The organism is Fibrobacter sp. (assembly GCF_017551775.1).
GTDB lineage: Bacteria > Fibrobacterota > Fibrobacteria > Fibrobacterales > Fibrobacteraceae > Fibrobacter.
Map to the genome: position 1 here is coordinate 1 of NZ_JAFZKX010000038.1, position 11259 is coordinate 11259.

The 11259-nt window shown below is 56.6% G+C and carries 7 protein-coding genes and 1 pseudogene; 6 read left to right on the forward strand and 2 right to left on the reverse strand.

What is annotated here, in order from left to right:
- Nucleotides 1-376: 376 nt before the first annotated feature.
- From dnaG to IK012_RS04450, 3 genes are read left to right on the forward strand one after another with little or no spacing between them, the layout of a single operon-like run.
- Entirely contained in the window at nucleotides 377-2305 is a 1929-nt protein-coding gene (gene dnaG / locus IK012_RS04440; protein ID WP_290951073.1) for a DNA primase, read from the forward strand.
- 4 nt (nucleotides 2306-2309) lie between these two features.
- Complete coding sequence (sufC, locus tag IK012_RS04445; RefSeq protein WP_290951076.1) at nucleotides 2310-3056, forward strand: Fe-S cluster assembly ATPase SufC; 747 nt, start codon at nucleotides 2310-2312, stop codon at nucleotides 3054-3056.
- Nucleotides 3056-4033, forward strand: coding sequence for a SufD family Fe-S cluster assembly protein (locus IK012_RS04450; RefSeq protein WP_290951079.1), 978 nt, complete (start codon nucleotides 3056-3058; stop codon nucleotides 4031-4033). The genes sufC and IK012_RS04450 overlap by 1 nt, the downstream gene beginning before the upstream one ends.
- Nucleotides 4034-4381: 348 nt before the next feature.
- Here IK012_RS04450 and IK012_RS04455 read toward each other — a convergent pair whose 3' ends face one another.
- The gene (locus IK012_RS04455; RefSeq protein WP_290951082.1) at nucleotides 4382-6283 is read right to left on the reverse strand and encodes a SulP family inorganic anion transporter; all 1902 of its coding nucleotides are present in this window, start codon (nucleotides 6281-6283) and stop codon (nucleotides 4382-4384) included.
- A gap of 101 nt (nucleotides 6284-6384) precedes the next feature.
- Here IK012_RS04455 and IK012_RS04460 point away from each other — a divergent pair, with 101 nt between their 5' ends.
- Both IK012_RS04460 and IK012_RS04465 read left to right on the forward strand, forming a co-directional pair.
- Nucleotides 6385-6795 (forward strand): CidA/LrgA family protein, encoded by a 411-nt coding sequence (locus IK012_RS04460; RefSeq protein WP_290951085.1) that lies wholly within the window; start codon nucleotides 6385-6387, stop codon nucleotides 6793-6795.
- A complete protein-coding gene (locus IK012_RS04465) occupies nucleotides 6792-7481 on the forward strand; it encodes an LrgB family protein (protein ID WP_173343542.1) in 690 nt (229 codons plus the stop codon). The genes IK012_RS04460 and IK012_RS04465 overlap by 4 nt, the downstream gene beginning before the upstream one ends.
- Before the next feature lie 6 nt (nucleotides 7482-7487).
- Here the strand turns inward: IK012_RS04465 and IK012_RS04470 are convergent, their stop codons facing one another.
- Nucleotides 7488-8933, reverse strand: coding sequence for a nitroreductase family protein (locus tag IK012_RS04470; RefSeq protein WP_290951089.1), 1446 nt, complete (start codon nucleotides 8931-8933; stop codon nucleotides 7488-7490).
- Nucleotides 8934-9212: 279 nt separating this feature from the next.
- Here IK012_RS04470 and IK012_RS04475 point away from each other — a divergent pair.
- A pseudogene (locus IK012_RS04475) lies at nucleotides 9213-11081 on the forward strand (cellulase family glycosylhydrolase); the annotation flags it as partial.
- Nucleotides 11082-11259 lie beyond the last annotated feature (178 nt).

The following is an 11259-nucleotide window of genomic DNA, read 5'->3' on the forward strand; positions in this document are numbered from 1 at the left end:
AAAAAAAAATGAAACTCTTCCGCGATTATTGGCGGTGAAATCGACACTTTTTACTCCATTTCACCGCCACTTTCACATTTCCAATTGCGCGAGCGCGAAGCGTCCCTCGTAGCAAACATTACCTGAATAAAAGCAGTTTAATCTTTCCCCTGCAGTTTAAAGGAAATCCGAAGTGACTAACAGTCACGAGGATTTCCTCCCTCCGCTCATCTCCTACATGCGCCATAGCAATAAACTATTCCCAAACAGAGCCTTTATCGTTTTTTTTGCGGAGAGGGGCTCTTCGCAAAGCGAATACTTAAACGAAGTGATTGTGCGAGCGTGCGGGGCGTGCCCGAAGCCAACATTTTTACTAAAAAAAACTAAATTTGGCGGCATGCCGTTCTACCCCAACGAAATTATTCAGCAGCTCAAATCACAAGCGGACATTTCGCTCGTGATCCAGCAGTTCTTGCCGCTGAAACGCACGGGTACGAACCGCTACGTGGGCGTATGCCCCTTTCATGATGACCACTCCCCTTCCATGACGGTGAACCCGACACTCGGCATCTATAAATGCTTTGCGTGCGGAGCCGGCGGGGACGTATTCAAGTTCGTGCAGGAGCACGAAAAAATCGACTTCAACGGTGCGGTAGAATGGGTCGCGAACTTCGTGGGTTTCGACCTCCCGAAATTCACGACGAAAGAGAACGCCGAAGTCACCGAAGAACGCGCCATGGTCCGCAAGCTGAACGAACTCGCCTGCGAATGGTTCGAACAGCAGCTCACGCTCAGCCCCAAGGCACTCGAATATCTCGCCAAGCGCAATGTCAGCGAAAAGACGCGCAAGGAATTTCACATCGGCTACGCACCCGATGGTCGCGAAGGCTTTATCGCCTATGCCGCGAAGAACGGATTCTCGCCCCGCGACTGCGTGAAGGCGGGACTCGCCACCGAAAAGAAAAACGGGGGAATCGCCGACAAGTTCCGCGACCGCCTGATGATCGCCATCCAGAACCAGTCGGGAATCGTGGTCGCCTTCGGCGGCCGTGACCTCGCCCCCAAGCAGGAAGGCTTCGAGCGTCCCAAGTACATGAACAGCCCGGATACCGCGCTCTACAACAAGAGCGAAATCCTGTTCGGCCTGAACCATAGCCGCGCCGCCATCTCCAAGGAGAACGCAGTCATCATCGTCGAAGGCTACTTCGACCTCATCAGCCTTTACCAGGGCGGCGTGCAAAACGTGGTGGCCGCATCGGGCACCGCGCTCACCGAAATTCATGCAAGCATCCTCGCACGCTACGCCAAGACGGCCTACCTCGTGTTCGATGGCGATGCAGCCGGCCGCAAGGCAACCCGCCGCTCCCTCGAAATCGTGCTTCCCAAGGGAATCGTCCCGAGGGTATTCGCACTCGCCCGCCCCGACGGCACCAAGATAGACCCGGACAACTTCGTGAACGAGCAGGGAGCCGACGCCTTCCGCGAACAACTCAAATACGCCGAAGACTGGCTCAGCTACCTTTCCAACAATTCGGACCTGCAGAGCATCGAGGCACGCGCCTCGTTCGTCACCTACGTCAAGTCCATCGTGAAGAGCATCCAGGACAGCGAACTCCGCAACCAGTACGTGAAGCTCATCTCGGAACGATTCAGCACCACGCGCTCGCTCGAAGGCATCCAGAGCATCAAGCCGCAAAGGGCGCCCAAGGCACCCGCGCCCCAGCCCCAACCGCAGCCTGATCCGGAATTTGCGGAATACGGCGATATGCCCCAGGTGCAGCAGGAACCCGAGCGCGTCCCGTGGGAAATTCTCTCGCCGGTCGAAATAAGATTCGCGAACCTGCTCGTGAGCAACCCCACCCTGATGGACCGCGCCTGCGAATATTTCGACGTGGAACTCGCCGCCAGCGGAATACAGTTCTTCGAATCCTCGCTCATCGAGGAATTCGTAAACACGATTATCGCAAACTACAGCGAAACGGGATACTTCTCCCCGAAGGTCCTGTACGAACAGCTTTCCCCCGTACTGCAGCAGTTCATGGAGAACCTGCCCGAAGAATCGTGGACGCCCCCGAAGGAAATCATCGAGCTCTACGAAAGCCTCATGGTGCTCACCTTCAGGCTGTGCGACCGTTTCCGCAAGACCATCGCGCTCGACACGCCCGAAGGCGTACAAAAGCGCATGGACCTGAACAAGTTCATGCAGAACATGGAAAAACTCGACAGACAGTACAAGGAAGGCCGGCTTTCTATCGACACGCTCGCCGACCAAGTCATCTCGAGCAAAAAAGCACTTATACCCATCCTAGCCGCCACACAAGGATAAAAACATGCTATCTATCAAGAACCTCAAAGCAAGCATCGAAGACGGGACGCAGATCCTGAAGGGAATCAACCTCGAGGTGAGACCCGGCGAAGTCCACGCCATCATGGGTCCGAACGGCTCGGGCAAGAGTACCCTTTCGAAAGTCATCATGGGCCACCCCGCATATAAAGTGGACGACGGTTCCGTGGAACTCGACGGCAAGAACCTGCTAGAGATGGAAATCAGCGAACGCGCGAACTCCGGGCTGTTCATCAGCACGCAGTACCCGACCGAAATCCCGGGCGTGAACAACGTGGAATTCCTCAAAATGGCGCTCAACAGCAAGCGCGCCTTCCTCGGCGAGCCTGAAATAAGCGACAGCGACTTCAAGAAGCTCTGCGAAGAAAAAATGGAACTGCTCGAAATGGACGAGCGCTACCGCGACCGCGGCGTGAACGAAGGCTACTCCGGCGGCGAAAAGAAGCGTAACGAAATCCTCCAGATGGCGATTCTCGACCCGAAGGTGAGCTTCCTCGACGAAACGGACTCCGGCCTCGACATCGACGCGCTCCGCATCGTCGCAAACGGAATCAACCACATCATGAGCCCGGAAAAGGCGGTCATCCTCGTGACGCACTACCAGAGGCTTCTCGACTACATCAAGCCCACCTACGTGCACGTGCTGCGCCACGGGAAAATCATCCTGAGCGGCGGGCCGGAACTCGCCCTCAAGCTTGAAGAACAGGGCTACGACTGGATCGAGGAGAAGTAATGGACGCACTCTCCCGCATACAACAACTGGGAATGCCCCGCAGGAACAACGAGCTGTGGACGTTCTTCCCCGTTTCTAAGATTCCTACGCCGGAATTTCCGGACGCATGCGCCTGCGCCGAAGACTTTTCTAGCGAAAACGATTTCGCGGCGCTCCTTCCCATCGCAAGCAACGCACGCACGCTCGAAAGAAGCATCGCCGACGGCGACAGCGAAATGGCGCTCCTGAAGTGCAACAACGACTTCGGCCGCACCGTGCTGAACATCGGCAAGAACGCGAAGGCCAGCTTCGAGATTCTCGACAACAAGGTGATGCACGCCCTCGACGCCGAACGCTTCGACCTCCATGTGGGTGAAGGCGCCGACGTGGAGATTTTCTTCGCCAATCCGGCGAACGACCTCCCCCTCAGGTTCCGCCACTTCAACATTGAGCAGGCGGCAGGTTCCAACGTGCGCTTCTCGAGCATCGAACGCGGAAACGGCATTTCACGCGTGAGCCTCGACTGCCACCTGCGCGGGGCCGGCGCCCATTTCGAAATCCGCACTCTGAACATTCTCGACGGGACGTCGGAGAGCCACCACAGGTTGCACATCTACCACGACTCCCCCGAAACGACAAGCGTACAGTTCTCGCGCAACCTGCTCGACGGCAGTTCCCGCGCAAGCTACGACGGCAGCGTCGTCGTAGGGAACGGATGCACCAAGGCGTATTCCAGCCAGCTCGTGAACACCATCCTCCTCTCAGAAGACAGTTCCGTCTCCGTGAAGCCCGTGCTCAAGATCTACCACGACGACGTGGAATGCACGCACGGCAATACCGTAGGCGAACTCGACGCAGATCAGATGTTCTACCTCGTTAGCCGCGGAATCCCTCCGGAAAAAGCGAAGATGATGCTCATATCGAGCTTCGCGCGCGAGTTGTTCTACCCGCTGCCCGACTCCCCCGCCAAGAAGCGGCTGCTACAGATCCTGCAATAGCGGAACTCGCACAAATTAAAAAAGGAACGGCACATAGGCCGTTCCTTTTTTGGGGGGGTCTTGATTGAGAGTTATTACGTAAAATTAGTCAGCAGAAATAAGGTAACGCCCATAAAGGCGACCATGAAGTTGGCGAAGAACGTGGTGGAGGCGAGGTCTTTCATAATTTGTGCTTTCATCCAGATTCCCTTTTGTTTTGTTCGTAACTCTAATATAGAATGGAAAAAACCTAATTACAAGTAACGACAATCACACTGAGACTGGGCTCACATTCATCTATCTGTAAAACGAGGGGATTGAGACAAATCCCCCCGAAAAATTAAAAATGTCACAAAAAAAACAGAAAAATTATTTCTCTTCTATCTTGACAATGGGCTCATCCATCATCTTTTCGGCGATGACTTCGGGCGTTTCCTCGGCAACAGCCGCGTTGGATTCTTCCGGCATCCACGGCCTATCGAGACTCTTTTCCCAAGAAACAGTCGGAGCGCTCTGCAATTCGTGAGCGGGGTCAACCACCGGCAGTCCGAGCAGCTCGCGGGCGCGGTTTAGAGCGGCATCGATATTGCCAAGAGCATTCTCTTCGCCGAGTTGCTTCAGCACCCCTGCGCGGGTAAGCGCCACCACAGGCTGGGCATGCACGCCACTGAGCAGGAGCTGCGTGCCTTCGCGCTTGCAACGGCCGAGCAAATCCTCGATCATCTGGATACCGGCGGCATCGATACTCGAAACGCTGCGCATGCGCAAAATGAGGATCTTCGGCTTGTCCGAGATGCGGGCCATCGTATCCTTGAACTTGTCGACCGCACCGAAGAAGAGCGAACCGGCCAGTTCGTAGACCACCACGCCCTTCGGCACCTGGCGGGAAAGTTCGTTGTGCGCGGCCTCCTCGTCGTCGTCCTTGAGGGCCTCGGTCACCGTCTCCATCTCGGAAACATCGCTCATGCGCTTGATGAACAGCACGGCGGCCAGCAGCACGCCCACTTCGATAGCGACCGTGAGGTCGATAATCACCGTGAGGAAGAAGGCCACGAGCATCACGATAACGTCGCTCTTGGGGGCCTTGAACATCTTGATGAAGCTGCGGTAGCCGCACATGTTGAACGCCACCTGGAACAGCACGGCAGCGAGGGCCGCCATCGGGATCATTTCGGCATACTTGCCGAGCACGAGCATAATAAGCAGGAGCACCACCGCATGCACAAGGCCCGAAATCGGGCTCACAGCGCCGTTACGGATGTTCGTCGCGGTACGGGCAATCGCGCCCGTCGCAGGAATACCGCCAAAAATCGGGGAAAGGATATTCGCGACGCCCTGGCCGAAAAGTTCGGTATTGGAGCGGTGCTTGGTAGAAGTCATACCGTCGGCAACGACCGCCGAAAGCAGGGATTCAATAGCGCCGAGAATCGCAATCGTCAAGGCCGGCTGGAACACCTTCTGCATCATCTCGATGCTGATATTGGGCAGGTGCGGCATCGGGAAGCCGGTCGGGATGTGGTTCTTCATGCCGATGGTCACGACGCCATGGCCGGTAACCGGGTCGTCCCAGCCAAGGACCTTCACCAGGAGCGTTGCGACGATAATCGCAATCAGCGAGCCGGGAACCTTCGTGGTAATCTTCGGCCACAGGATGCAGACGGCGAGCGCCACGAGACCGACAATCACGGCATATATATTAATAGTATCGAAAGAAGTCGCGTAAAGCTTGATTTTGCCGATGGCGTCGGCAGGGTCCTTGGCCAAAAAACGCAGCCCGAAGAAGTTCGGGACCTGGCCGAGCGCAATGATGATGGCGATACCGGCGGTAAAGCCCACGGTCACCGGGTAAGGAATGAACTTGATGATGGCGCCGAGCTTCGCGATACCGAAGATAATGAGCAAAATGCCCGCGAGGAGCGTCGCCGAGGCAAGGCCGTCGTAGCCGTACTGGCTCACGATGCCGTAAACAATCACGATGAAGGCGCCCGTGGGGCCGCCAATCTGGAAGCGGGAACCGCCCAGCAGGGAAATGGCAAAGCCCGCGATAATCGCCGTGTAGAGGCCCTGTTCCGGACCCACGCCCGAAGCGATGGCGAACGCGATGGCGAGCGGGAGAGCGAGAATGCCGACGATGACGCCCGACATGAGGTCACTCACGAAGTTCTTCTTGGTGTAGCCCCTGCGCAGAGCCCTCACGGACTCCGGGGTGACTGTCGCTTTGACACCCGAAAGGAAGTTCTTGAAGGATTCCTTGGCGTGAATGTTGGTCATTTTGCACTCCGTTCTGAGAGAGAACGCGGCCAAATTTAGAAAATTTTACAATTCCCGTTAAGGGGGTAAATAAAAAAATAATTTCTACATTTTCCCGCGAAATGAGAATCCCGCTTCAACTTGCCGTCATTTTTGCCATCTGCCTTGCAGGCGAATTCCTGCACCGCGTCGTGGGCATACCCCTGCCGGGGAACATCATCGGCATGGTCCTGCTGCTCATTCTCCTCTGCCTCAAGGTGCTCAAACCCGAGCAGATTTCGGGAGTCTCGGGATTCTTCCTGAACCACCTCGCGCTGTTTTTCTTGCCGCCGAGCATCGCCATCATGGCCGTAGGCGACGACATCCTCGCGAAATGGCCCCTGCTGCTTGTGCTCTGCATCACATTCACGCTCGTGACCATCGCCGCCACGGGAATTTCCACGCAGATCCTCATCCGCCTGCAAGAAAGGCACGAAGCCAAACGCGGCAAGGCCCGCATTCAGGCCGCAAACGACAACGGGGGCAAGGAATGAACGAACTCGTCAACACACCCCTGTTCGGCATCCTCCTCACGCTCGTCGCCTTCGAAATAGGCGTCCTCGTAAGCAAGAAGTGGAAACTCGCCATACTGAACCCCATCCTCATCGCGAACGTACTCATCGTGGGGTTCCTGCTTACGACCGGCATCAGCCTCGAAAGCTACAACATCGGCGGAAACTATATCTCGGTGTTACTCTCCCCCGCCACCGTCGTGCTCGCCGTCCCGCTATATAGGCAAATCTCCAAGCTCAAGCAGTTCTGGAAACCCATCCTCGCGGGCATCGCCATCGGGAGCCTCACCTCCATCGCGTGCGTCATCTTCTTCTCCAAACTGTTCGGCCTCGGCCGCACGCTCATGCTCTCGCTGCTGCCCAAGTCCATAACGATTCCCATGGGTTCCGTCGTCTCCGAGCAAATCGGGGGCATACCCTCCGTCACCATCATCGCCATCACGGTCACGGGAATCACGGGAGCCGTCGCGGCACCCGTCGTATGCAGGTTCTGCCGCATCAAGAACAGGGTCGCCCAGGGTATCGCCATCGGCACGGCAAGCCATGCTCTCGGGACCACCAAGGCAATGGAAATGGGAGAAGTTCAGGGCGCGATGAGCAGTCTGTCCATCGGGCTTGCCGGGCTATTCACGGCAATCGTCGCACCGATAATCGTAACGTGGTTCTAAGCCAGTTTATCGCCCGACCAGGACTTCGCAGAGCAGCGTTTCTTTCTCGGGGAAACGGCACGCCTTTTTAAGGTCTTCCTCGCAGAAGAACGGTTCGCGGCGAGCGAACTTGCCGAGCCCGCGGGCCGATTCGCGCAGCATTTCCGCCACGTATCCCGCATTCATGTTCAGGTAGCGGTAAGCGCGTTCACCGAGCATCTTGCAGGCTTCTTCCAGGTCGGCGGAGAAAACGACCGCGAAAGAAACGTTCCCCGCGGTTTCCCTATCCAGATGGCACTTCGCGAACTTCTCGCGATCCTTGAAATTCGTGCGCAGGTAGAGCGTCTTCTTGAGCGGCAGGTAACGGTACAGCCCGGGGTAAACGAGCTGCACGTCGAAACTCACCACCCAGATTTTCAGGAGCCCCGCGCCGAACGAATTGAGGTTGCAGATTTCCATCCAGCGCAGCACCGTCGAGAAATCATCGAGCGACGCCTTCCAGGGCTTGAAATTGCGGAAACTCACCGCGCCGGGCCCGAGAAACTCGTACTCGCGGAAGAAATACTCGTTCGGGAACTTGAGCGGCGTAAGCGGGAATTCCTCGCCTTCTACGGGCTGGTTCACCACGCGGCACACCTTCATGCAACGCGAAAGATCGGTAATGCATTCCACACGGTTCTGCATAAAGAACCGCGCCATGTAACGGCTGCCGCTCCCCGCAGTTTCGGGGAGTTCGCTGCGGTTGCTATAAGCGAATTCAGATACCGTCTCGTACTTCTTGAGCGACTTGGGCATTATGCAGAGCGCCGCCAGCGGCACCTCCGAAGGCGAAAGCCCGAGCGCCACCGCGACATCGTCGTCCACGAACGCGCTGAACGGGATAGCGGTGCCCCCGAGCGACCTCGCGAGAATCGAGACAAGCCCGGCGTAACTGCCCGCGTCGATTTGAAGTTCGCGGTACGCGGCCTCCTTGTAGCGCCATACCACGCGGTCAAAGATTCCCGTAAAGAACAGAGTGATGTTCGCCCCGCGGATATAATCACCCGTCGGGAACGCGGCACACAAGGTCTCGATATTCGCACGGCGCGCCTTCGCACTGTTTGGTGAGCCAGTCGAACCGCCGGCAGGCAAAGCGACCAGTTCGCCCGAAGCGCTATCAAAATAATATAGTCCGTCGGGAATGCGTTCACCCTGCAAAAGCGCATACACGCCGATGGACCTGAGAGCGTCGGCGCACACGTCGTTCTTGAGTTGCAAAAACACGCGGTTCAGCATCGAGGACGGAGTGCCGACCAGCGAAAACAGGTCTCCATCTACAGGTGCCGCGTGATTCTCGGCGATGGAATAGCGCTTCGCGCCCGCATAGCTCTTGTCGGGCGGCACGCGCTGTTCCCAGTGCAACGTCACCGGGTCCCCGGCAGACCGCGGGGAATAGCGAACGGATTCATGATATGCGATGGAAAAAAACGGCACTGGCGCAAAATATACTCACTTTTATCCCATTTTCGGGCAAACATCACACTTTTTTGTCTTTTTTTGGCCCGCGGGTGCCGTCCCGGAGTAAAACACTTGATACAGTTTGAAACATTCACATTCAATCACGCATAATTCGGGCTCTCCGAAAGTGTATATTAAGTTCGTAAAACAACAAGCGAGGCCATCATGTCTTTCAAGAAACTCATTACACTTTCGACAGCAAGCATCATCGCGCTGTCCATCGCCGCCTGCGGCGATTCTGAATCCGGCGAGCCGCTCGCCCCCCTATCCAGCGATTCCGTAGTCGATCCGGGTTCGTCTTCCTCCGTCATCGATACTGCGACGATTGACACGAGCAAGCAGGTACCCCCCGCCCGCACCGACACTACGCCTAGCGCCAACATCCCGGCCACAACGGGCCCCGGCGTACTCGTCGACGACTTCGAAGACGGCGACGGCGGCACCCTCATCGGCACCGGTTGGTACACCTACGACGACCACGACAACGGAGCCGAATCCGTCATCACGACACCGGAAGTGAGCGACAAGGGCTACCCCCTGCCCACAGCCACGAACAACGGCACACAATTCGCGTTCAAGGTCAACTACACGCTCAACAAGGGCGAATACGCCTATGACCCGTACGTAGGCTGGGGCGCACAGGTTCCCGACTCTCTCGACTGCAGCCGTTTCGGCGGAATCAGCTACTGGTACGTGGGCGGCAAGCACGAAATCCACGTGGAAACCTCCGACGTGAAGGACTACGACGTGCATCTCGCGACCGTCAAGGCATCCCGCACATGGACGCAGGTGTTCATCCGCTTCAAGGATCTGGCCCAGGGCGGCTGGGGCGAGGAAGTCGAATTCGATCCGTCACACATCACCGCCATCAGCTTCCAGGCAAAGGGCAACAACATCACCGACTCCGTCGTCATCGACCAGGTTTACCTGCAGGACACCAGCGAGATCGAGAAGGACAAGCCCGACATGACGATCATGGACCCGGTCATCCCCGAAGTGACCATCGGTGACGTCGCCATCGCCAACCCGCTCCAGGAAAAGGCGATGAAGTACCTCAACAAGGGCATCAACATCACCAACTGGCTCGAAGAAGCCACGACCCTCTTCAAGGGCACCTTCAAGTTCGACGAGAGCGACGTGAAACTCATGGCCGAGAACGGCATCAAGTCCCTGCGCTTCCCCATCGACCTCGACAGGTACGCCACCAACCGTGACGAGTTTGTCGCCGACACCACCAACACCGTAGAACTCAAGTTCGACGACGCGAACCTCTTCGGCGTGCTCGATTCCTTCGTGGAATGGACCGGCCGCAACAACATGTCGTTCGTCATCGACTACCACGAATACGACAACAGCTACAACGCAAAGAGCGCAAAGGACCCGAGATACACCAAGATGATGGCGAACGTCTGGAAGCACGTGGCAGCCCACTACGCCAGCAACGAACGTGAAGACATCTTCTTCGAACTCCTGAACGAACCCGACATGACCAATGGCGCCGTCAAATCCGACGTCTGGCGCGCCGCAGCGCAAGAAGACATCGATTCCATCCGCACCGTCGACAAAAAGCACACGATTATCTTCGGTGACGCGTCGTGGTACTCCATCGACCTGCTCGCTAAGGGCAAGCCGCTGAACGACGACAACATCGTCTACGCGATCCATACTTACGAACCGTTCGTGTTCACGCACCAGAGCGCAAGCTGGGCCGAGACCAAGACCATCAAGAACCTGATGTTCCCCTACGACAAGGAAAAGTGGTCGGAATACAGTGCCGACTTCGGTGTCAGCAAGAGCACTCCCAGCTGGGTCAAGACCGCCGTCAAGAACTACTACAAGAACGGCAGCAAGGAAGCCATCTTGAAGATTGTCCTCCCCGCCAAGGAATGGGCCGTCAAGAACAACGTCCCGGTGATCATCAACGAGTTCGGCGCCTACAACCTGAAGACCGACAAGCAGTCCGTGCTCAACTACATGGCCGCGATGAAGGAAATCAGCGACACGCTGCAGATTCCGCTCACGCACTGGGGCTACACCGGCGGCTTCGCCCTGTTCGAATCCGAAGGCGCAAGCCCGAAGGGCACCAAGCTCATCGAAGGCATGAAGGAAGCCTTCGGCCTGTAACCGAATACATTAGAAAGTACTCCTCCTAAACAAAAGGCTGTGCGGAAAACCGCGCAGCTTTTTTTGTGAAGCAAAGTTAAGGACGCATATAAATTAATCGCCCTAGAATTGCAAATGACCGAGTCCTACAGCGGAGGAATAAAGCATCTGCTCAAAACGATGCAAAAGACATCCATCT

Bases quoted from the DNA above. Each gene is read 5' to 3' on its own strand.
- dnaG (WP_290951073.1), top strand. From the start codon at position 377: ATGCCGTTCTACCCCAACGAAATTATTCAGCAGCTCAAATCACAAGCG.
- sufC (WP_290951076.1), top strand. From the start codon at position 2,310: ATGCTATCTATCAAGAACCTCAAAGCAAGCATCGAAGACGGGACGCAG.
- IK012_RS04450 (WP_290951079.1), top strand. From the start codon at position 3,056: ATGGACGCACTCTCCCGCATACAACAACTGGGAATGCCCCGCAGGAAC.
- IK012_RS04455 (WP_290951082.1), bottom strand. From the start codon at position 6,283: ATGACCAACATTCACGCCAAGGAATCCTTCAAGAACTTCCTTTCGGGT.
- IK012_RS04460 (WP_290951085.1), top strand. From the start codon at position 6,385: ATGAGAATCCCGCTTCAACTTGCCGTCATTTTTGCCATCTGCCTTGCA.
- IK012_RS04465 (WP_173343542.1), top strand. From the start codon at position 6,792: ATGAACGAACTCGTCAACACACCCCTGTTCGGCATCCTCCTCACGCTC.